The sequence below is a fragment of the Marinitoga arctica genome, from assembly GCF_054657315.1.
This window is the reverse complement of the sequence record NZ_BAAHYY010000008.1, coordinates 34,842-59,835: the sequence shown is the minus strand read 5'-3', so window position 1 is coordinate 59,835 and position 24,994 is coordinate 34,842. Positions and strand designations below refer to the sequence as shown.

Genomic DNA, 24,994 nt, shown 5'->3' with positions numbered 1-24,994 from the left:
AGACTTTTTAGTGAATACGTCCTAATAATAAATAAAAAAACGGAGGAAAAATTATGGATATAAATTATATAAAAAAAATTATGAAAAATAAAAAACCGCATTTTGTTGATGATTTTAAAGAGTTTTCAGTGATGGTTCCTTTAATTGAAATAAACAATGAATTATATATTATTTTTGAAATAAGATCGCACAATCTAAGTCAACCAGGAGAAGTTAGTTTTCCAGGAGGACAAATAGAAGCAGATGAAGATATTTATTTAGCTGGATTACGAGAATTAGAAGAAGAAATAGGAATAAAACCCAATCAAGTTGAAAGAATAGCGCAACTAGATTTTTTTGCTACTCCATTTAATTTTGTTATTTATCCGTTTTTGGTGTATATAAGAGATTTTAATGAAAGTGATTTAAAAATTAATCCGAATGAAGTGTCAGAAGTTTTTTATGTTCCATTTAATTATTTTATTGAAAATGAACCTTTGAAGTATAAAATAGACGTAAAAATGAATCCCCCTGAGAATTATCCTTACCATCTAATACCAAATGGGAAAAATTATAATTGGAGAAAAGGATGTTATAAGACATATTTTTATAGATATAGAGATAAAATAATATGGGGATTAACGGCAAGAATTATCGAAGATATGAAAAAAGAATTAAATATATAATATCAAAGCCCATCAAAAGATGGGCTTTGATTAGAATGAAATAGCAATTTTAGCAAATGCGTTAATTTTTCCTTCTTGATCTGCATATGTGTCAGGTAATTGTAATTGTGTTCCAATTTGTAAGGTTGCAAATGTTATTTGTAAATTGAGTTTTATATCAAATTTGTTTGTATCCGATAAAACAGATGTTGTGTTGTCTTTATCAGTCTTTTTTATGTTTGTATATGAAACTTGTACTAATTTAGTTTTTATTCCTCCTCCCATTTCTGTTGTGATAGTATCTTCTTCTTGCTTTTGTTTATAAGAACCATTTAATCCTATCTTATATAATGTCATGTTGGTTTTTGCGCCATAAGTTAATAATATAGTATCGCTTTCTGATATTTTATCATTTATGGTTTTTAAACCACCTTCAAATGATATTTTTAATGAAAAATCATCTGCTTTAAATCCAAGGTTCTTCAAAGAAGCTGAATAGTTGGTAATTAATTTATCTTTTTTATCATTATCAGATAAGTCAGTTGCTCCATTTGTTATTAATAATTCTACGTTATTTGTTTGATGTTCTATTGAGTATTCTCCACCTAAGGTTCCTAATACTCCTAATTTAACACTAGCATTGACTTTATATTTTTCAGTAATATTTCTAATATCATCTTTTGAAGGATTTTCTGGTAATATTTCTTTACCTAAAATATCGTTAATAGGATTAATATTTTTTATTAAAGTTGAAGTATCTAAAGAACCTAAAGCTATTCCTAATATTTCATCTAATCCTAATAAAGTTGTGTTATCTTTTTTAAGCTCATATTCCCCTTTTAAATCTAAAATCCATAACTTTTTCTTGAATTTTGCGCCATATTTCATTACATTTGAAGGCGCAGAAACTCCTAATGATTTATAGTTTTTATCCGCTTTTAAATAATAGAGATTTAATCCTAAAATAGGAATTTCACTATTTAATGAAAATGCACTACCTAAAAGATATTTATCTGTAACAGCAGAAAGTATCCCATTTGAAATAGGAAAATAATCAAAAGTTTTTGGGAATACATCTTCAATTTGGCTTACATAATTTTCTACAGTATCTTTTATAGATGAATTGCCTGCAATATCGGCTACTTGAGATGCCATATCTGTGACACTTATTATATTGGAAGAGTCATCAATATATATATCTACTCCCAAATTCATATCTACTTTTGCTAACCACAAATTTAAAGATGTATTTGCACCAATTAAAATATTTTGTTTTGGTGTAATGGTTTCTGGTAGATTGAAAAGAGATTTTATATATCTGTTGTTCTGTGTTCCTTGATAATCCGATATAACAGATATATCTACACTAGCTTTTAATAATTCAAATAAATTTGCTCCAAGTTTAATACCTGCAAAATATCTTGGATATGAGGATTCAAATATTCCAACATTACTATTACCTATAGCTATTTCAGCATTAGCTAAATATAAATCTAATTTGGCGTCATGACCTCTAACATTATAATTATTTACGGTTAAAGAATTAAAATTAATTAAATTATCAAAGAACTGGTATTTTAGAAAAGCTAAATCCATATAAATATTGAGATTATTAGTTACATCAATATTCCTAGGAGTATCATAAAGAGAAAAATCATCTATTTTTGAAGGATTCAGTAATCTTAAAGCGTCTTTCATATCGTAATTAAGTTGATTTGTGAAATCGTTAAATAATTGTGAAATATCAGTACTATCTTGAGAGAGAGAAACTCTAATTCCAAAATTAAATAGCCATAATCTCATATTTGTTCCTAATTCTATATTCTGAGAAAAGTTCATGTCTAAAGAATCAATAATATTTTTTTCTACTAATTCATTAGTTGTTGATATTTTACTTTCAAATTTGAATTCAGATGATAATTCGTAACTTTTGTTAAAAGTAAATTCAATTAAAGGTGGTCCTTTTTCCTTCATCACAACATTTATTTCAGCAGGTTTAGAAATATTTCCTTTTTTATCTGAAACTTGAATAAATATATTATATTCCCCAAAAGGAGCATTAGTTAGTCTATAAGTTAATAAATTACCTTCAATGTTAAAATTTTCTATAGTTTTATCATTTATTTTAAAAATAATACTATTGGGATCAATGCCAGTTTCATTTTCATCAAGTAAAATAGCAATAGGAATTAATTCATTATCAAAAAAATTTTGGCCATTTAACGGAGAAATAAATTTTATTTTAGGACTTAAAGTATCTGGCAATACTTCAAATTGATAATAATTTCCAAATCCTTCGGGGAATCTTTGAACAAATCCTTTATCGTCAACTAATTGTATATAAAAATCATATTTTGTTGTTGTAAGCAGAGCTGCCGGAATGACAGCTTCTGCAGAACTTTGAAAAATTCGTAATTTTAATATATTAAATTTTCTTTCATCATAAACTTTGAAAAATAATTTCGCTTCACTAAAAGTTTGTTCAGGATTAAAATTTACAGAAATTTTTATATTTTGACCTTCGTAAACTTGTTTTTGGAAAACAACTTCTTGAGAAAATGCAAAAAATGATAATGTTAGTACTAATATAATTAATAAATGTTTTTTCATAGACTATCCCCCCTCACTCATTAAAAGTAATTTCTCTTCGGTCTTCAAATTTTATGCCTTCGTTTGTATTAATTGTATATATTTTTTGGGATCCATCTTTGAATGCTAATTTTATTTCGGTACCTCTATAAATTATTAAAGTATCTACATTGTAAATAGGGGATAGAATTTTTAAATCATTTATGTTATCTTTATATTTAGTTGAAGCTTCACCTTTAAGACCAATAACCACTGCAATAATTTCTCTTTTTTCTTCATAAGGAATTACTTTAATTTTTACTGATTTTGATATATCTTCAACGCTTGCAGTTATTTCATGTTCCCCTGGTGTCGAAAGTATAGCTTCTATAGTATCACCTATACCTAATTCTCCATCGATATCTGATGTCCAAATTATATCTCCATCTACACCTATTTTATAAGCACTTAATTCAATTGGTTGATTTTGTATAACCAAAAGCCCATCTTCAACGTCTATTACGAGTTTTTGTTCAACTTTGGTTTCTTCTAAAACCTGTATAGTTATATTTTTTGTAATTGAACCATTATATTTACTTATTACGCTTAAAGTTATTACATGTTTTCCAGCACTCAATTTTTTATTCATATCATAACCATATCCTATTTGACCATCGATACTTGAACTCCATATAACATTTTCAGGTGGTATTTTAGAACCGTCAGCATCAATTACCTCAGCTTTAAATGGGATTTCTATAGAGCCTGTAAATATATCACCATTACTTGGAGATTCAATAAATATTTTCATTTCTCCTAGGCTTAAAATATTTATAGTATCTTTTGTAATTTCACCTTTTGAATTTTTTGCAATAGCTGTTATTATATGATTTCCCGGAATTAATTTAACTTTTATGTTTTTTCCAATTCCTAATGTTCCTTGTAGACTTGAATTCCATTCTATGTTTTCTACGTCGCCATCCAATGGGTCAAGTGCAAAAGCATTTAGTTCAATTTCTTTATTGGATTTAACGATATCGTATTTTGATAGAATTTTTACTTTTAACTTTTCTCTAATAGCTATATTAATTGAATCACTATCTTCTTCATTTCCTGATTTAGCTATGATTTTTAATACATAATTTCCATTTTGGATATTGTTTGTATCAAGAGTTAAAACAGTACCCTCGCCAACTTTTTCATTGTTAAGCATCCATTCAACCTTTATGTTTTTCCCTTCAGCATTGAATAATTGAGCTACAGCATTTAGTTTTTCTTGGCCTTTTACAAGTACTTGACCATTTTTGGGTTTTATTAGTTTCACCTTAATTTTTTCAAAAATGGTTATTTCTCTAGTTTCAATATATGTATTATTAAGTGCATCTGTTATTTCAAAAGAAATTAGTGCTTTACCAGGATTTAAATCAAAAGCATTTAAATTTAAGTTATTACCGTTTAATATTTTATCTGATGAATTTGGTTGTTTTATTGTCCATACTATCTTATACGGTTCTAATCCACCGGAAATATTTGCATTTAAGTTAATAATATCAGTTTGTGAGAAAGCGGAATTATTTTCAGGAGATATAATATTTATTTTTAAAGGTGATATGATTTTTATAGAAATAGATTTTTCATTTGATAGCCCATTATCATCAGTAACCTTTACTGTAATTCTATAATCACCTTCCCCAAGCGTTCCTGCGTTATAAGAAATACCAAATCCTTTTTCTTCTCCATTAATGAACCATCTGATATTTTCTGGCTTTACATTATTTTCTAAATCATTTATTGAAGAATTAAATATAATAAAATCTTTAGTGGTTAATATACTTCCATCTAATGGTTGGATAATATCTATGTTCGGTTGAGTATTTACTATTATTCTACGAGTATCAGAGATATCTTCAACCATCGCCGTAATAGTATGTTCACCAGGAGATAAAATATTCGTATTTACTTCTAATCTTTTTCCTGTACCAAAAATCGTTCCATCTATTTTCCATGAAATATTATTATCTTCATATGGAAGATTTGGGCCTTTAAAAGCTTCAGCTTGTAATATAAGTATTTCTCCACTATTTATAATTGCCCCGTCAATAGGTTGAATAATTCGTATATTAGGTTTTTCAACAACAATTATATCTGATGATATCTGTGTATATTCTCCCATTAAATCTTCAACATATAGGTCTACAAAATGTTCTCCAGTAGATAAAATTTCTGTATATTCAATTTTTAAACCGTTACCAACTTGTTCTCCATCAATCATCCATACGATATTATTTTCGTTTATTGTATCATCATCTTGTACAATTGCTTCAAGGATAAGAGACATCCCAGCGGTTATTTCTTGACCTTTTTGTGGAGAAATTATAGTTGGATTAGGTTTTTGATTGATAATAATATTTCTTGTTTCACTAACCTCACTTCCAAGTTTATCTTTTGCAAAAACTTTTAAAGTATGAGGGCCTGGATTTAATGTGCCAGCAAATATAGATTCTATGTTTTCACCTAATTTTGTTCCGTCAATATATAATTCATATGATAATAATCCATCTTCATTATCTTCTACTTTTATATTAATAGGAATATTTGCATTTGAAACAAATTTATCTTCATTTTCTGGTGATTCCCAGTTTATATTAGGCTTTGAATTTGGTAATAATGTTATTGAGTCTTTGCTTTCTAAATCATTAAAAACGCTTTTTAAGGTTAACTCAGATTTAGAAGTGATGTTTTGAGTATCTAATGTTAAAATGTTTCCTTTTCCAATTTCGTTTTCATTTAAATACCAGGTTAAAATACCATCACCCTTACCTTTTATTGTTAAATGTTCTCCAGGATTAAAAACAAGTTCTTTTTGACCTAATATTTTAGCTTTGGCAGGCTCTAATATTTTAATATTTATTTCAGAAGTTAAATCCTGATATTCTGCCTGAATAATATGTTCCCCTGGTTCAAGATTTTCTATAAATATAACCCCACCATTTTCTAGCTCTGTTCCATCAACATACCAGATAATATCATTTGTATCAAGATTTTTTCTTCCTTCCAATTTTGTAATATATATTGTTCCAACAGCTTTAATTTCATCACCATATTTAAAAGTTGAATTATTTTTTGGTTCTAATATTTCAAGTATAGGTTTATCAGATATATTTATATTAATTTCCTTTGTATATATTTCATCAAGAATATCGATAATTTCAGCTTTAACTACAATATCTCCTTCTTCACCAATATTTGAAACAAGGACATCTCTCCCCTCTGCAATTTTATTACCATTAAAGAACCAATTAATTTCTTTCACTTCACTCCAATTACCTTTTACCAATTTAATTTTCAATCTTATAGAATCATTTAGATTGAAATGAGAATCTTCTTCAGGAGAAATAATATCAAATTCTAATCTCTCTACAACTTTAAAGTTTATCTTTATTTCAGCATGATTATTCATATTATCTTGAATTTTAAATAATATAGTGTGTGGTCCAGATCTAAGATTTGAAAGCGATATTTTGTCTTCATTAGAAATCTTTCTTCCATCAAGTAACCATATTTTTTCTTTTATCCCAATAGTTTCATCAAAATCATAATTAGAATATAATTCAATTGTTTCATCATTAAAGAAAATATCTTTATCCAATCCTTCAATAGTCAAATTTCCAACAGGTTTATAGATATAAATTTTAACAGATTCTTCTAAATTACCTGAAAGGGCTTTTATTTCATGTTTTCCAAACTTTTCAGGAGTGAAAATAATTTCGCTTCCACTACTTAAATATTCATCATCAATAAACCATTCTATAGTTGCGTCGTACTTTGTTTTAGCTTTAAGCTTAATATTTTCTCCCAATTTATATATATCACCATTTTCAGGAGAAATGATTTTTAGAGTTTGTGCTTCTAATATTTTTATTTTTATTATCGATTCAACTGTTTCTGTTTTAGCTTTTATTTCATAATTTCCAGCAGTATTAAATATATACTTAATTGAATCACCTTGTCCGATTAAAACGCCATTTACAAACCATTGAATATCTTTTCTTAAATTTTCTCCTTCAGCAGTAAATTCAATTTCTTTTTCTATATAGAATTCTGAACCATTTTCAGGAGAAATAATTTCCAGTTTTTCAGGTAGCAATATTTCTATTGTTATAGTACTTTCTAATTCCCCGCTTTTCGCTGTAATTTCATAACTTCCAGCTTCATTAAATGAATATTCTATGGAATCGCCGTTCCCTATTTCTTCACCATTAGCATACCATATAATATTATCAACTATATTTTTACTTTCAACAGAAAACTTTATAGCATCGCCAATTTCAAAAACAGCACCATCTATAGGGGTTTTTATAATCAAATATTTTTCTCCAACAACATTTACCGTAATTTCATCATAGAAATCTCCTGCTTTTGCTTTTACAATATATTCACCGCTGTTTGAAAAAGTATATTCGAAGATATCACCACTTGCAATTTCTTCATCATTTATATACCAAATAATATCATCTTCTATATTTTCTTTGTGTGCTTTAAATGAATATGATTTATTTATATCAATAACAAGCAATTTATTTTCTGGATCAATTATTTTTACAAATCTTTCTACAAAAATCTCTATTGTTATTTGATTTGAAGCAATACCTGATTCAACTCTTAAAACATGAAAGCCTTCAAGATCATTGGAGAATACAAATTTAATTTCTTTTCCTCTTCCTATTTCAACATCATCTAAATACCAAATAATATCATCTTCTATATTTTTTGATTCAGATTTTAAAGTTACTTCTTCTCCTGCTTTTATTTTTGCATTATCTAAAGGATCAATAATACGTATTTGTGGAATTTCTTTTACTTTAATAGTAAATTCAACCGATAAATCTTTGTATTTTGCAACAATAATGTATTCTCCTGATTGATCAAATGTATATTCTAAATCTGGTCCAGTGCCAATAATTCTTCTATTTAAAGTCCATTGAATTTCATCAGGATTTAAATTTTCATAATCAACACTTAGAGATATTGATTCATTTACGTATACTTCAAATGCAGTTTCTTCGCTTGTTAATATGGGTAACGATTCTATAAAAACAGTAATAGAGTCTGAATAATTTCCGGAAACGACTTCAATTTGATGTTCACCGGGTTCTTCAAAAATATATTCGAAAGATTCCCCATTTCCAATTTCATTTCCATTATCATACCATATTATATCTTCGTCTAAATCTTGTATAAGTGTTTTAAGTTCAACTTTTTCACCTGTTACAAATTTAGAATTATTAGCAGGATTGATAATTTTTAATTTTGGTTGTTTGATAAATATATTTTCTTCAACTTTGGAAATGTGATTATATTTATCCTTTGCAAAGAATTCAACTTTTAAAGGAGAATCCACATATCTCTTTTTTGGTATAAAGTTTATTGAATTTCCATTATATGTTTTACCCTCTATTTTCCACCATGTTTCTATAATTTCATCGTTAGGATCGTTATCAAAAGCTTCTCCTTCAAAGGTATAAGATTCACCAACTATTAAAAATTCATTTTCTGTAGGAAATAAAATCTGTACTTCTGGTGGATTATTCTCTGGTGTTGAAAATTCTATCCAATCTATCTCTGAATCATCAAAAAAAGGTGTATTATCTTCATAATAAGGGATAACTTTCCATTTGTAATTTTTTCCCCAATCTAATGAGTCAGGAAGTTCGAAAGTTTGTGAGCCATATACTTTGTAATTTTTAAACCCATCAATTTTTAATAAATAATATGCAACTTCTGTGTCATATTCAAAAACCCATTCAAAAACTGGATTAATATCATCTATTTGTCCGTTTGGGAATTCCATATCAGGATAAGAAATATTAAAAGTAACATTTTCATCTAATGTTTTAGCTATTTCGTTATCTCCAGAATCTTTTTGTATTACTCTAAGAGTATATGTTTTTCCTCTTCTGAAAATAGGATCATTGTCTGTTCCTGTGATATTATATGTAAAAACACCATCTTCAATATTATCACCTGTTGGATATCCTTTTATATCTAATTCTAAATTATTAGAATCAGGTTTATTATGTTCAAAGATTCTTGTAAAAATAAGTTTTCCATTTTCTTCGATTTCTAAAATACTTTTTGATTTTGAATAAGAAGGAACTTTACTTAATGACCATTTTATTGTAGGGAATAATGTATCTCCTTCAGGAAGTTTTATGAATTCAATAGGATCAGGTTTAATTATAGCGATTTCTGCATTTTTATTTCCTCTATCAATTTCTTCATTATTAACAACTTCCTTTACACTAATTTCTAAAGAATATTTTCCCTCAGCTAGTTCTAAGTTCAAAAAATCAGAGGTATTTTCTAGATTTGGAATATGAGTCATATGATTTTCTTTTAAAGCTACATTGTCCAAATAATCTAATACTTCAGTATTTTTTAATATGAACGTTTCGTTGGAAGATAATTCAATAGGTCCAAATCTAATAATTAAGTAATCATCTTCCCATTCACCAGTTAAAACACTTAGTGTGATATCAGCGAAAATAGTAGTAGGATTTGAGTCATTTATAATTTTTGCAGAAAATAAGTTTCCATTTAAAATTACACCTGGTGTAATTATTGCATAATCTTGTGATACTTCAAAATCCCATGAATTAACATCTATAGCTCTTATAGTAACTTTTTTTACAGCAGAAAAAGAAATAATAAAAAGAGAAAAAATCATAATTAACAATAAAAACCTTTTAAAATTTTCCATAATAACACCCCCCTAGGATTATTTAAATATATTCTTTTCGACTTTTTTTAAGAAAATTCTGTTCAAATATTATTAAAAATTAATTAATATATAACTTAATTATATCACAAAAAACCACCTTTCATTTTAAATGAAAGGTGGTTTTTATTTTCCTTATATTTAATACATTATATACCCATTCCAATATTTAAGTTAAATGATAAATTATCAAAATTTAGTATATTCCCCAATTTATTAGAATTACTATTAACTGATGCGTTTATATCAATAATATGAATATTAAGTCCTAATCCTGTATTTAAAGACCAATAATCAATTTTATTACTTATATCTAGCCAAAACGGAATAAAGAATAAATTTCCATCTAAATTAACTCCCCAATCCAAACCTTTTCCAAAATAATATTGTATATGTGGTGTAATATCAAAGATGAAATTAAAGGTATAAAAGGCTGAAATATTCATAGGTAAATCTAAAGGATTATCTGGAAATTTTCTTGCTATGGATTCCTCAGATTTTTCTAGCGTCGGAGAGCTTTGTTCAGTAATTATGTTCATATTATCAATAAGAATATTTCCTGTCGCGCTAAAAGTATACTTATAAGTCATCTCTGCTGGTTTTAGTACTATATCATTTATTGAAATTCCCCATTTGTTTGATTTATTGATATATCCTAGATTTATTTTTAATCCGGCTGAGTCGTTAAAAGCATTTAGGATATCTTCATCAATAGCTGGGCCATTATAAGGTTTTGATACAAATGAACTTAATGATTCTAAAGAACTATGTATATTACCTTCGATAGAATAATTAATAGTTGTTGTAGCTGACGCAACATTTGAATCCTGATTAAAGGACATAGTGCTTTTTAGAATAGATACAGGTATAAATTTTGAGAATGAAAAACCAAATATTGAATTTTTTCCAATCGAAATATAGTTAGTATTTTCAAGAATAATATTAGAATTAAAAATACCCTCACCATCTAAGTTTACAATTTCTCCATTTTCGACATTTCCATATGAAATTAATTTTACTAAATCATTTGGTAAGTTGATTTTTGTATTTGAATATAAATTAACATTATTTGCATATGTTAAAAACCATATGTGAAGCTTTCCAAAAATAGATGCATTAGCATTTAAAGTAATTGGAAGGTTTTCATTGTCTAAATTATCATAAATTTCATTGAAGTCTACAACAATTTCTTCCTTAAATAAATCCGAAAAGTTTATAAATGGTTGAAATAATGATATATCACCATTTATGCCCAAATCTAAAAAGTTTCTTGTTCCATAATCCATCAATGCTGGATTAAGGGAATAATTCCATGGTTTATTAATATTTGGGTTTGCAAAAGATAATGTTGTTAAAATAATCATTAAAACAATAATAATTTTCTTCATATTACTCACCTCTTCCTAAAAGATCAACAGAAACATCAGTTACAACTTCAGCCCATGCATTTAAGTCGATTTTTCCATTTTCTTTAAACATTTGTATTTTATTTGCGGGAATTAATACTTTGAATTCTAAAAGATATGGATTATTATTTAGTATATTTTCTATATCGGATTTATCAAAAATTATTGTTGTATTTGATTTTCCATCATTTAAACTAATATTTTTTTCATAAAGTTGTTGATCATAACTGTTTTTCCCAATTATTTTTAATTCTGGAGTTAATCCAGTGGTATTATTATAATCAATGTGTAATACTAATTTTCCTGTTTCACCAATAATTTCATCAATTGGTAAGTCTGAGTCGTTTGAGCCAGGATCTCTTCCTAATATATCTTTTTCTCCTTTGATTGTCATTAATTCTAAAGACGTTTTAGGAGTAAAGCTCAAAGGTACTGTTAGAACAATATTAAAGTCAAAATTGAAATTAGTTAAATCTGCAAGAGAAGCAGATATGTCGTTAGATTTTATCGATAAATAAACATTTTTTCCCTTTAGAATTTCAAGTAGGAAATCCGTGATATCTTTATTTATTTCTGTGCTGTCTAATATAATAGTTGAAGTGGTTGACTTTTCTGTATTGTTTAATGTATATGTAGCAATTATAGTTATTTCATTATTAGAATTAACCAATCCACTTGGAATTGAACCAATTATTTTAGCATTAAATCCGTTTATGTCGATATCATTTAATGTTATAGTACTAGTATCTGAAATAGGAATTTCAAAGTTTATTGCATCAGATTCGGGAATTATATCTTTATTAACAGGTTTAATTGATGCATCTAATTTATAATCTAAATTAATGGTAGCGGATAATGTATAAGTGCTACCCATTGTTAAGTAATTAGTTGGATCCGATATATTTAAGGTAATTACTTTGTTTGTATCATCGTAATTATTTGGAGAAGCATCAAAGTTAATATTTAATGCGGTATCTGTATTAAAATCAATAGTATTATTGCTTAAATCAATAATATGAGATCCGCCATCTGACATTGCGAATTCATCTTCGATATTAAACTCAGGAATATTTAGTAAAACATTTATTCCAACTGGCAATTCATTATTCCATTCAATTTTTATATTTGATGTTGGTGCAAATGTTATAGAATTTAATAATTCTTTTGCTTCTTGAGGGAAATTTATCGATTGAGAGTTAGTTATATTTAAGTTTTGATCTGTTTGAATTTTAGCATAACGTATTTTTGGATTTTTTAGATTTATGTTAGCATTAATAGTCGATCCCAATTCGATTCCATTATTTGAAGAAATTCCAATTTTATCTATATTAATATTTGCATTAGGTTCTCCAAGTTCTAAATTTGTTAAATCTATTATAGCGCTACCTTCTGGTGAAACATTCATAGAAGTATTAGTTGAAACATATGTGAGTGTTCCATTAATACTTGTAAATGTTGCGTTATCAAGTGCAATTTCTATTGAACCAGATCCAAATATGACCTTTTTAATATTCGAAGGTATATTTATTGATTGTGAAATATTTGAGGTAATAGTTGCTTCTGATATGGATAAATTATCAAGTGTTGGTGAAACAGATAGAACGCTGCCGAAGTTTAAAGGATTTGTTGTAAAATCAATAGTCATTTGGGTTATATTTAATGTAGCATCATCTGTTCCAGTTAATATCTTATTACTTAAATCTACTGTTAAATTACCAGAAGAAACTAATAAATTAATATCTTCATTTGTAGTTTCTAAAATTCCTGAAATATTTGTAAAGCTACCAGTGTTCAATGTAGCATTAAGATTTCCCGTTTTAAATTTAACACTTTCAATATCATTAGGTATATCTATTTTTTGTTTTATAGTTTTGTTTAGCGTTACATTTTTAATAGCGGGCTTTGTTAATGAGATATTTGCAGTTAATAAATTGGTATTTAATCCAGTTTCTCCAAAGTCTAAATCTAATGACTCAACAATTATTGTTGCATCTTTTGTTTCTTTTCCTGTTAATGTCAAATTATCCATGCTTAATATTGCCCCATTGTTATTTAACTCAAATTGTTTTTCGTTATCTGATGTACCATCGTTGTATACAATTTTTGCAACAATTGAGCTGATAGCAGTATCTGTTATGTTTAAAGAAATATTTCCTCCTGAAAGTGAAACATTTTCAATGTCATTAGGTAAATTGATATTTTGCGTGTTGTTAACAATAACTCCCTTTATTTTTTTTACAGTAACTTCAGGAGTAATAATAACAGTCGGTGATTTTGTGAAATCTATATTCGCTTTTTCATTAGTATTATTTGTAAATGTAGAATCAATGGTGAATTCAAACATTCCATTAGGTGGAAGAGCTTTGTTTTGAAAATTCAATTGTGAACTCGACTCAAATATACCATGTGCTAATTCTATATTTGTTGTATTATATGTATATAATACAGTAGCTTCAAATTCTGTTTTAACATTTTGCCATTCAATAGGTAATTCTATATTAATGTTAAAGGTCCCATCGATTGTAATTGTAGAAAATGATGTATTTCCCATATTTGGGTCAATAGTTTGAGAAATATTTTTTGTTGTTGAAAATTTGATACCTTCTGCTTTTTTTATTTTAGTGCCAGAAGAAAATCTTAAATTATCTGCAATAAGTGAATTTGAGCCATCTCCAGAACCACTAGTTATAGTTGCAATTAAGGTAATTGTAGCATTATCCGAAATGCTTTTACCTGTTATAGGAAAGGTTAGGATTCCAGAATTGGAGCCAGAAAGTGATAAAGAATTACTTTTAATTACTGTATTATCTGGATTTTCAATAATTCCTTCGACTTCAACGTCTGCCGATGATTCGTTGTTTGTTACATTTAAATCTAAACTTCCAGTTGAAAATAAAAGTTTTGAAAATGACCCGTTAGAATTTATTTTGTCTGAAGTAGAAGAACCATTTCCAGCATTGCCTGCAACCGGAATAGATAAGTCAATTGTAGGCAGTTCAACACCTGCATCAGCAACGTCAATTTCTCCAACGGTTATGTCTGGACTAGAAGATGCTGGATTTAAATTAGGTACATCTACATTTATATTTTGTGGAGTGAAATCAAAGTCTGGTACATTCACATCAATACCATTTAAAGAATCAATATTAGGAATATTAATTGCTACGGGATCAATTGAATCAATACTTGGTACAGAAATTTGCTGGGTTATAGAAGTACTGAAATCTTCAATCTTTTCAAAAGATTGACTCATATCTACATTCAGTCCGGTAGCATATTTAAGTGTTTTTGTTCCATCAATACTGATGATATCCGCACCTGGAAGAATATCTTTAATGTCTTCATTCTTTATAAAATCGTTTAACGAAACACTTGTTGCTGCTACAGCAACACCAACTTTCGGTTTTGTTTTAACTTTTACACTTTTTACACATGAAGATAATGATAAAAGTAAAATAATAGATAATCCAATAATAATAATCTTTTTCATAATCCCACCTCATCTTTTTATAGAAAGTTATTTTTATAGTATTTAATTAAATGCTCAAACATTTAAAATTATTAATAATATATTATTTAATAATAACAATTTAATTTTTGTAATCATTGTAATTATATCATAAAAATTTTAAAATAAAAAATTATGTTATAAATGTATGTTATAATATATTCGAGGTGATTGTATGAAAAAATTTATGCTTTTTATTTTATTTTTATTGATATTTATATCAGCTTTTTCATATATTAAATTATATGATGGCTGGGAGTATAGATGGGAAAATGAGAAAATTTGGCATAAATATAAAACACCAGGTGTTCCGTTGGAAAATAAACATGAAATGTTGTATTTAAGATACAAATTACCAAATGTAAAATTTGAAAACCCCGCTATATACTATACAGGAATATTTGATAATTCAAAAATGATGGTAGGAGATATTTTAATTTATGATGCCTTTGCCAAAAGTTTTTTTAGCCCTAAAAGCATATTTAAAATTCCAATGGATTTTCAAAATAAGTATTTATTAATAAAAGTGTCTTCTAATCGCCGAGATGTTGGTTTTTTTGGTGAATTTTTATTAGGAAATGAAATGGAATTATTTTCTCATCAAATATTTGTTGAGTTAGATAAAATATTATTATCGATTTTTGGATTTTTTGTATCGATTATTTCATTTGTTCTATATATAATTTTTTTAGTAACTCAAAAAGATACTTATATAAGAAAATCCATTATATATCTGGGTTTATTTTCTTTTGGAATTACACTTTTTATATCAGGTCAAACTCAGACATTTAAATATTTGATTGATAATAGAGTGTTATTTGCATATTTTATGGATTTTGGAAAATATATAGCCCCTATAGGATTAATGGGATTTTTTTATACTATGTTTGATTACTCAACAAAGAAAATTATAAAAACTCTAGTTCTTTTTCATATGGTGTATTTTTCTTTGATTTTTATTATTCAAATATCAAAAGGATTTGAAATAAACTATTTTGCAAAATATGTCATATATCTATATTTAGTTATGTTATTAGATATAATAGTTATGATATATAATTTATATATAGGATTTAAGCAAAATGATTCAAAAGCATATATTTTTTCAGGAACAATAATATTAGTTTCATTATTTACAATATATGAAATATTAGGAGATTTTAGAATTATAAAATGGGAAAGATCATATATACAATGGTCAATATTTATTTTGATAATTTCTATGATAATTTTAATTTTAAAAAATATTAAAGAATTGAATTTAGAATTATCAATAAAAAATAAAATACTTGAAAATTGGAACAAAGATTTAGAAAAAATAGTAAAAAAGAAAACTAAAGATATTAGACAATTATTGGATAATTCTGGAGAAGGTTTTTTGAGTTTTAATAAAAATTATATTATAGGTAATGAGTATAGTAATGAATGTAAAAATATTTTTGGAAAAGATATTGGGGGATTAAATTTTTTAGATATTTTTTGGGAGGACAATAATGAAGAAAAAATATTCATAAAAAGAGTATTGGATGATTTTTTTTCAGAAAAAGATAATTTTAAAAAAGAGGTATATTTAACATTCTTGCCATCTGAAATGAAAATTAATAATAAATATTTTAAAGTTGATTTTAAATATATTGAATATGAGGATATAATTATGGTTAAACTTAAAGATGTTACTATGGAACAGAGATTAAAAGAGAAAATTGTAATAGAAAAAGAAAATTTAAAAAAGATAGTTTCCGTTATAAAAAATTATGAAACTTTTGTGTTGAATATTAGAGAATTTAGAAAATTATTAAATAAAATAATAGAATCAAAAATTGAAATAGAAGATTATTATATGGAAATTCATAATTATAAAGGAATATTTGCACAATTTTATTTAGTGAATTTAACTGAAAAACTCCATGAATTAGAGGAGAAAATATTAAGCAATAATATCACAGTTAACGATATTGAAATAGTTAGAAAAACATTTGAAGAAGAAATATATTTTATTCAAAAAGAGCTTGGTTATGAGATTGAAAAGGATGTTTTAAAAATTCCTAAATCAAAGATTTTAGAATTAGAGAATAAACTAAAAGATATTTTGGATGAAAATAATGAAATATTAAATGAAATAAGAAAATTGAGATTCAAAAATTTAAAAGAATTGATTAACCCTTATATGTCATATATAAAAGAATTATCAAAGAGATTAGGGAAAAGTATTAATGATCCAATTATAATTTCTAAAGATGAAATTGTGGTTGATCCAGAAAGATATTATGATTTGACAAAATCATTTATAAATCTATTTAAAAATATAATAGATCATGGTATAGAAATTCCAGAAATTAGGATAGAAAAAGGAAAATATGAGAAAGGAAACATAATTATAGAATTATTAAGAAATGAAAAAGAAATTAGCATTATAATAGAGGATGATGGAGAAGGTATTGATATAGAAAAATTAAAAGAAATTGCGAAAGTTAAAGGCATTAGTTATAAAAATGATGAAGAATTATTAAATATGATTTTTTTAGATGGGTTTACTCTTAAAAGTGAAGTTACGAAAATTTCAGGAAGAGGTATAGGGCTTTCCTCTGTAAAAAAAGAAGTTGAGAAATTAAGAGGTAAAATTATTGTAGAAAGTGAATATGGAAAAGGAACAAAATTTAAAATAATAATTCCGGAAGTGATATAATGTTAAAAATATTAATAGCTGATGATGCACCTTTTATTAGAAATCAAATGAAAATGATATTAGAGCCACTAAATTTTGAAATTTATGAGGCTTCAGATGGAAAAGAAGCAGTTGAGATATACAAAAAAATATCTCCTGATTTAGTAACAATGGATATTTCAATGCCAATAATGGATGGTATAAAAGCATTAAGTGAAATAAAAAAATATGATCCTGAAGCTAAAATAATAATGGTTTCAGCGTTAGGGCATAAAATGAGAGTTTTAGAAGCAATTGAAAAAGGTGCATCATATTATATTATAAAACCGTTTGATTCAGAGAAAGTTGTAAATACCATAATTAAAGTATTAAATAATAGGTAGGTCTTTAGACCTACCTTAGAATTTATCGATTTCTTCTATTATTTCATATAATTCATTAACAACACTATATACTAAATTTTCATCCTCGCCTTCAGCCATAATTCTAATTTTATGTTCTGTTCCAGAAGGTCTAACAATAAGTCTAAAGTTAGGAATTTTAGAGAATTTTTCTAACTCTTCTTTTAATTTTTTATTTTCCATTATCGATTTTTTTTCTTTTACTGATATATTTTTTAATAATTGAGGATATTCTGGTATATCTTTAATCAATTTATTGATATCTTTTCCAAAATAAGATAAGGTTTCTAAAGTTTCTAAAGCAGTTATTATACCATCTCCAGTTGTAGCTTTATCTAAAAAGATAATATGTCCAGATTGTTCGCCGCCTAGTTTAGCATCAAACTCAATCATTTTTTCTAAAACGTATTTATCTCCAACAGTTGTTCTAAATAATTTAATATTATTTTTTTCTAAAAACTTTTCTAATCCTAAATTACTCATTACAGTTGCTATAACCATGTTATTTTTTAATCTATTTTTTTCTTTTAATTTTAAAGCATTTATAGCCATCAACTTATCTCCATCAATAAGATTTCCATTTTTATCAATGAATAAACATCTATCGCCATCGCCATCAAATAAAATACCTAAATCATATCCATCGTTTTTAATGATGTTGCTTAAAACTTCTGGGTGTGTCGAACCACATTTTTCATTAATATTTAAACCATTTGGTTTGTTAAAATATACATCGTAATTTAAATTAAATGCACCAAATATTTTATCAATTAAAGCTCCTGTTGCGCCATTTCCAACATCTACCGCAATTTTATAAGGAATATTATTTAAGTCGAATTCAGAAATAATATACCCAATATATTTGTCCTTTAAATGAGAAGAAGACATTTTTCCAATATCACCGTAAGGAACATATTCAGGTTTTTTTTCTAAAATCAAATTTTCTATATCTACTTCATCATCGTCTGATATTTTAAAACCTTCGGCTAAAACCTTTATACCATTATAATTAGCAGGATTGTGTGATGCTGAGATCATAACACCTAAGGTTTTTTCGCTTTTTGTTAAATAAGCTAAAGCTGGGGTTGTTATAACACCACAAAATTCAACATTCAATCCGGCCGATAATGAACCTGCAGCTAATGCAGCTTCTATCATTTCTCCGGAATTTCTAGTATCTCTTGCTATTAATAGTTTTTCATATTTACCGCTATACATTCTTCCTAAAGCATTTCCAATTTTATATACTAAATCTACAGTTAATTCTTCATTTACCAAACCTCTAATGCCATCAGTTCCAAATAATCTTTTCAAACTACCCACCTCCGACTATTATTTAAATTGACAAAAAATAAAAGATGTAGTATTATTATATCATAAATAAACCGTTTGCAAAAGTTATAGAGGTGATTATATGGTTACTATAAAAGATATTGCTAAAATAGCTGGAGTTAGTCCTTCTACGGTTTCAAGGAGTTTAAATGATTATCCAAATATTTCACAAAAAACAAAAGAAAAAATAAAAAAAATAGCAGAAGAATTGGGTTTTGAATTTAATGAAGCTGCAAGAAGTCTGAATAAAAAAAAGACAAATACTATAGGCGTTATAATTCCTCAATTTTTTGATGATATGAGAGGAGAAATATTTTTTGCTAACTTTCTTGGAAAATTAATAAAAGAAGCACAATTAGAAGGATATCATATAAGAATAGAATATGAAATTGAAAAAAATTATATAAAAAAAATGATTCAAAGCAGAAGTGTAGATGGATTATTACTAATTAATCCTGAAATATCAAAAGAAGATATAGAATTTATTTTAGAAAAGAAAGTTCCATATATATTTTTACATTACCTTTCAGAAAATTATATTGATGCAAATATAAATTATGTTAGAACAAATCAAGAAAAAGGTGGATATATAGCAACAAAATATTTAATTGAAAAGGGGAAAAAAAGAATTTTAACCTTATCAGGATTAAGCATTAATTATGAATTTGTTGAAAGAACAAATGGTTATAAAAAAGCTTTAAATGAATATGGAATTTCCGATGAATATATTTTAGATATAGATGTGACTTTTGAATCTGCTAAAAAAGCAATATATAAAAATAAGAAAATATTAAGAGAAATTGATTCAATTTTTGCACAAACGGATTTAATGGCTTTAGGTGCGATAGAGGCGCTTAATGAATTAAATATAAAAATTCCTGAAGAAATATCAGTTATTGGATTTGATAATATTCAAATTGGTACTTATTTTAAACCAAGACTAACAACAGTAGAACAACCTATAGATAAATTAGCAAAAATAGGTATAAAAAATTTGATAAAATTAATGGAAAAGAATATAAAAATAAATAAATTTATTGATCCAAAACTAATAATAAGAGAATCAGCGTAATATTTTAGGATAAATTTTATAAATTAGATAAGGAGGCTAATTATGAGTATAAAAGAATTAAAAGAAAAATATTATTTAATATCAAGATATAACACATCAGCAGCTTTATTGGAGTGGGATTTTGAAACATATATGCCTAAAAAAGCAGCAGAAAAAAGAGCAGAAGTTATAGGAGAAATTTCCGGAAAGGCTTTTGAAATATCTGTTTCTGATGAAATGGGTGAAATGTTAAATTCAGCAGAAAAAGAGAATTTAGATATTATTGATAGAGCTCTTGTAAGAGTAGGTAAAAAGGAATATGAAAAATTTAAGAAAATTCCACCAAAATTATTTAAAGAAATTAATATTTCTGCATCAAAAGCGCAAGCGGCCTGGGAAGAAGCAAAAATTAAAAATGATTTTTCAATATTTCAACCATATTTGGAAAAAGTTGTTGAATTAACTAAAAAAATGGCAGATTACCTTGGATATGATGAAAATCGTTATGATGCTTTATTGGATTTATATGAACCGGGATTAAAAACTTCAGAACTAAAAAGGGTTATAGCACCTTTAAGAGATTTTTTAGTTAATTATTTAAATGAATTAGAAAAAGGTAAAAAACCAAATAAATATATTATGAAAAAATATTTTCCTATAGAAAAACAGAAAGAGTTATCATTAAGAGTATTAAAATTAATGAAATATGATTTTGATGCAGGAAGAATGGACATAGCAATGCATCCATTTACTACAACAATAGGGACAAATGATGTAAGGATTACAACGAGGTATAATGAAAATGATTTAAATGATTCTTTGTATAGTACAATTCATGAAGGTGGTCATGCATTATATGAACAAGGAATTCCAGAAGAATTCTCTGGTTTACCTATAGGAGATGGAGCCTCAATGGCGATTCATGAAAGTCAATCGAGATTTTGGGAAAATATAATAGGTAGGAGTTTGGAATTTTGGAAATATTTTTATAATGATCTAGTGGAAGTATTTCCTGAATTTGCTAATAATACACCAGAAGAGATTTTTAAAGCAGTTAATTTTGTTGAAAGATCATTTATTAGAACAGAAGCAGATGAAGTGACTTATAATCTGCATATAATGTTAAGATTTGAAATAGAAGAAGCATTGATTAATGATAAGATCAAAGTAAAAGATTTACCGAAAATCTGGAATGAAAAAATGAAAGATTATTTAGGAATAGTTCCAAAAAGAGATAGTGAGGGTGTTTTACAAGATGTTCACTGGGCGCATGGATCATTCGGATATTTTCCCTCTTATATGTTAGGAAATTTATATTCAGCACAATTTTATAAAAAAATGAGAGAGGATATTCTAGAATTGGATAAAGAAATAGAAAAAGGGGAATTTGAAAAAATATTAAACTGGTTAAGAAAGAATATTCATTCAAAGGGGAAAATGTATGAGCCTGGAGAGTTGGTGAAAATGGTAACTGGAGAGTCTTTGAATCCAAAATATTTTATAGAATATATAAAAAATAAATTTAATAAAGTATATGATCTATAAAAAAATGCAGTCTATATTCTAGGCTGCATTTTTTTATAAAAAGATAAATTCTACAGTTATAGAAATATTGTGTGTTTATTTTTATGTAATTAAAATGCAAAATATTAGAAATAAAAAAGAAAAAATAGTTTTATATACTAACTTTAATATAATATGAAAACAATGATAATAAAACATAAATTGAAAAGTAAATATAATTTATAAGAAATATTAAGAAAGGGGGGGTACTATGGAAAATGAAGAAATTTTGAAAAAAGAACCAGAAGAAAATTTAACAGAGGGCACAGAGGATTTTCCATTAGTCGAAGTTCCAATGAGTGAAAGGAAAGGTTTTTGGTCTATTTCTGTAGTGTTACTTGGATTTACATTTTTTACTGCAACTATGTGGGCCGGTGGAAATTTAGGCGTATCTTTTAAGTTTTGGCCGGATTTGATATTATTGATTACATTAGGAAACTTTTTATTAGGTGCTTATGTTGCTATTTTAGGATATATTGCATATAAAACGGGTTTAAGTACAGTTCTCCTTGGAAGATACAGTTTTGGAGATTTAGGTAGTAAATGGCCAGATTTCATATTAGGTTTTACACAAATAGGATGGTATGCTTGGGGAACAGCTACAATTGCTATTCTGCTAGTAAAATTGCTTAATTTGCCTGAAATTTGGGATATACCTTTAATGATAGTTTTTGGGTTTGCCTTTTCCTGGACAGCATATGTCGGGTATAGAGGATTAGAATGGTTATCAAGATTTTCGGTTCCGTTAATGACAATATTAATAATTTGGAGCATGACAATTGCTACTAAAGATGCAGGAGGTTTAACTGGGATATTGGGTATTGAACCAACAAAAAATATGACAATTGCAGGAGCAATAACAATAATTTTTGGAACATTTGTCAGTGGTGGAACTCAATCAACTAATTGGACTAGGTTTTCAAAAACAGCTATGTCTGCTGTTTTTGGTTCTTTAATAGCATTTTTTATTGGTAATGGATTGATGATATTTGCAGGAGCATATGGTGGTTTAGTTTACCAGGAATCTGATATAGTAAATGTTTTAGTTAAACAGGGATTAATTTTTTGGGGAATTGTAATGCTATTTTTAAATATTTGGACAACACAAGATAATACAATATATAATTTTTCTGTAGCTGGATGTAATTTTTTTAGAACAGAGAAAAGAAGATATTTCACCATTGGTGGAGCCGCAATAGGAACAGTTTTAGCAATATTAGGTATGTATAATTGGTTAATTCCTTGGCTTGTGCTTTTAGGGACATTTATACCTCCTATTGGAGGAGTAATAATGGCAGATTTTTTCTATAAACATAAAATGAAATATCCAAAAATTACGGATATAGAATTTCAAAAATTTAATTGGTCTGGTATATTAGGTTATGTTGCAGGCGCATTGATTGCAAAATATAGTCCTGGAGTTCCTCCATTAAATGGTATAGTTGGGGCATTTGTATTTTATATTATTTTTGATTTATTGTTAAAAATTTTTGGTATTGACAATGAACATATAATAAAGGGTGAGAAATAATGGATATTATAATAAGAAATGCTAGAATTATAGGTAGAAATAATTTGAATGATATCGGGATAGAAAAAGGCAAAATAGTAGAAATAGGAAAAATTAATAAAACTGCAGATAATGAAATAGATGCAAATGGGAAATTAGTCTCTCCACCTTTTGTTGATCCTCATGTGCATTTAGATGCAATTCTTACAGTTGGTGATCCATCTTACAATATGTCAGGAACCTTATGGGAAGGGATTAGGATTTGGAGTGAAAGGAAAAAAAAGCTAACCTATGAAGATGTAAAAAATAGAGCTAAAAGTGCTATAAAATGGGCAGTAGCCAAAGGGACATTGAAAATACGTACTCATGTTGATGTGTGTGACCCTGAATTGATAGCTTTAAAAGCAATGGTTGATGTAAAAAAAGAGGTACAAGATCTAATTGATTTGCAAATTGTATCTTTTCCTCAGGAAGGTATAGTTAGTTTCCCAAATGGAGAAGAGTTAATGGAAGACTCTTTGAAATTAGGTGCAGATATAGTTGGTGGGATTCCACATTATGAATTTTCTAGAAATGATGGAATTGAGAGTATTGATATTATCATGAAATTAGCAAAAAAATATGACAAAGATATAGATGTACATATAGATGAAATAGATGATGAACAGTCAAGATTTGTTGAGTATCTGGCATCAAAAACAATAAAAGAAAATTACCAAGGAAGAGTTACAGCAAGTCACATAACGGCAATGCATTCATATAATAATGCATATGCAAATAAATTAATGGGGGTTTTTAAAAAAGCTCAATTAAATGTTATAGCTAACCCTTTAGACAATATAGCTCTTGGAGGTAGATTTGATAATTATCCTATAAGACGAGGGATGACTAGAGTAAAAGAATTATTAAATTATGGGATTAATGTTGGATTAGGTCACGATTCAGTAATGGACCCATGGTATCCTTTAGGTAAATATAGTATGCTCCAAGTAGCTTTTATGGGGCTAAATATAGGACATATGACTGGATATGAAGAAATTAAACAGATATACAAAGCAATAACATATAATTCTGCTAAACTAATGAACCTAAAAGATTATGGAATAGAAGAAGGAAATACAGCAGATCTAGTAATTCTAAACGCTCCAAGTGAAATAGAGGCAATTAGGTTGGAAAGCGAAGCGTTATATGTCATAAAAAATGGAAAAATTGTATCAAAAACCCAACCTTCGAAATCATATGTTTATAATGAAGAAATAAATTTTAGAGTGTCAGGTATTTATGAATAAAGGGGCTAAAAGCCCCTTTATTCATAGTCAAAATCCATATTTTTTACAGAAATTCCTTCGATTTTTGATAATTTTTCTTCTAAATCATTCCATAAGTTTTGATCTCCAGCAAGTTCTAATATAATAAGTCCTCTGTCACTACAATCATCATCAAAAGCATCATGTAACCCTAGTCTTGTTTTTATAACGCATCCAAACCCTGTTAATAATTTTTGCACTTCACCAGCTTCTTTTTTTCTATCATGGATAAATATCCCCAATACTCTAATTTTTCCCATG

At 26.9% G+C, this 24,994-nt stretch carries 13 protein-coding genes and 1 pseudogene; 8 read left to right on the top strand and 6 right to left on the bottom strand.

Features of this window, described 5'->3' with window-relative positions:
* Positions 1-53 precede the first annotated feature (53 nt).
* The gene (locus ACYQ44_RS03805; RefSeq protein WP_459995336.1) at positions 54-665 is read left to right on the top strand and encodes an NUDIX hydrolase; all 612 of its coding nucleotides are present in this window, start codon (positions 54-56) and stop codon (positions 663-665) included.
* Between the two features lie 30 nt (positions 666-695).
* Here the strand turns inward: ACYQ44_RS03805 and ACYQ44_RS03800 are convergent, their stop codons facing one another.
* The 4 genes from ACYQ44_RS03800 to ACYQ44_RS03785 all read right to left on the bottom strand — a co-directional run bounded on the left by ACYQ44_RS03800 (position 696) and on the right by ACYQ44_RS03785 (position 14,886).
* Positions 696-3,254: a hypothetical protein gene (locus ACYQ44_RS03800; protein ID WP_459995335.1), complete on the bottom strand. Its 2,559-nt coding sequence runs from the start codon at positions 3,252-3,254 to the stop codon at positions 696-698.
* 13 nt (positions 3,255-3,267) lie between these two features.
* Positions 3,268-9,972 carry an Ig-like domain-containing protein gene (locus ACYQ44_RS03795; protein ID WP_459995334.1) on the bottom strand — a complete coding sequence of 2,235 codons (6,705 nt, stop codon included), beginning with the start codon at positions 9,970-9,972 and terminating at the stop codon, positions 3,268-3,270.
* 167 nt (positions 9,973-10,139) lie between these two features.
* Positions 10,140-11,378, bottom strand: a complete 1,239-nt coding sequence (locus tag ACYQ44_RS03790; protein ID WP_459995333.1) for a hypothetical protein — start codon at positions 11,376-11,378, stop codon at positions 10,140-10,142.
* A gap of 1 nt (position 11,379) precedes the next feature.
* Entirely contained in the window at positions 11,380-14,886 is a 3,507-nt protein-coding gene (locus tag ACYQ44_RS03785; RefSeq protein WP_459995332.1) for a hypothetical protein, read from the bottom strand.
* 193 nt (positions 14,887-15,079) lie between these two features.
* Between ACYQ44_RS03785 and ACYQ44_RS03780 the strand changes: the two genes are divergently transcribed.
* Together ACYQ44_RS03780 and ACYQ44_RS03775 are read left to right on the top strand one after the other, a co-directional pair.
* The gene (locus ACYQ44_RS03780; protein ID WP_459995330.1) at positions 15,080-17,590 is read left to right on the top strand and encodes an ATP-binding protein; all 2,511 of its coding nucleotides are present in this window, start codon (positions 15,080-15,082) and stop codon (positions 17,588-17,590) included.
* The gene (locus tag ACYQ44_RS03775) at positions 17,590-17,952 is read left to right on the top strand and encodes a response regulator (RefSeq protein ID WP_459995328.1); all 363 of its coding nucleotides are present in this window, start codon (positions 17,590-17,592) and stop codon (positions 17,950-17,952) included. Before ACYQ44_RS03780 ends, ACYQ44_RS03775 begins: the two co-directional genes overlap by 1 nt.
* Before the next feature lie 15 nt (positions 17,953-17,967).
* Here the strand turns inward: ACYQ44_RS03775 and glmM are convergent, their stop codons facing one another.
* Complete coding sequence (glmM, locus tag ACYQ44_RS03770; RefSeq protein ID WP_459995327.1) at positions 17,968-19,293, bottom strand: phosphoglucosamine mutase; 1,326 nt, start codon at positions 19,291-19,293, stop codon at positions 17,968-17,970.
* An 82-nt stretch (positions 19,294-19,375) separates the two neighbouring features.
* Here glmM and ACYQ44_RS03765 point away from each other — a divergent pair.
* The 5 genes and pseudogenes from ACYQ44_RS03765 to codA form a co-directional block, all read left to right on the top strand.
* Positions 19,376-19,513 (top strand): annotated as a pseudogene (locus tag ACYQ44_RS03765) (LacI family DNA-binding transcriptional regulator); the annotation flags it as partial.
* A gap of 87 nt (positions 19,514-19,600) precedes the next feature.
* Positions 19,601-20,374: a LacI family DNA-binding transcriptional regulator gene (locus ACYQ44_RS03760; protein WP_459995338.1), complete on the top strand. Its 774-nt coding sequence runs from the start codon at positions 19,601-19,603 to the stop codon at positions 20,372-20,374.
* 42 nt (positions 20,375-20,416) lie between these two features.
* Positions 20,417-21,898, top strand: coding sequence for a carboxypeptidase M32 (locus ACYQ44_RS03755; protein WP_459995326.1), 1,482 nt, complete (start codon positions 20,417-20,419; stop codon positions 21,896-21,898).
* 229 nt (positions 21,899-22,127) lie between these two features.
* Positions 22,128-23,447 (top strand): cytosine permease, encoded by a 1,320-nt coding sequence (gene codB / locus ACYQ44_RS03750; protein ID WP_459995325.1) that lies wholly within the window; start codon positions 22,128-22,130, stop codon positions 23,445-23,447.
* 5 nt (positions 23,448-23,452) lie between these two features.
* Positions 23,453-24,715 carry a cytosine deaminase gene (gene codA, locus ACYQ44_RS03745; protein ID WP_459995337.1) on the top strand — a complete coding sequence of 421 codons (1,263 nt, stop codon included), beginning with the start codon at positions 23,453-23,455 and terminating at the stop codon, positions 24,713-24,715.
* A gap of 17 nt (positions 24,716-24,732) precedes the next feature.
* Here codA and ACYQ44_RS03740 read toward each other — a convergent pair whose 3' ends face one another.
* Entirely contained in the window at positions 24,733-24,993 is a 261-nt protein-coding gene (locus ACYQ44_RS03740; RefSeq protein ID WP_459995324.1) for a CPF_0552 family protein, read from the bottom strand.
* Position 24,994 lies beyond the last annotated feature (1 nt).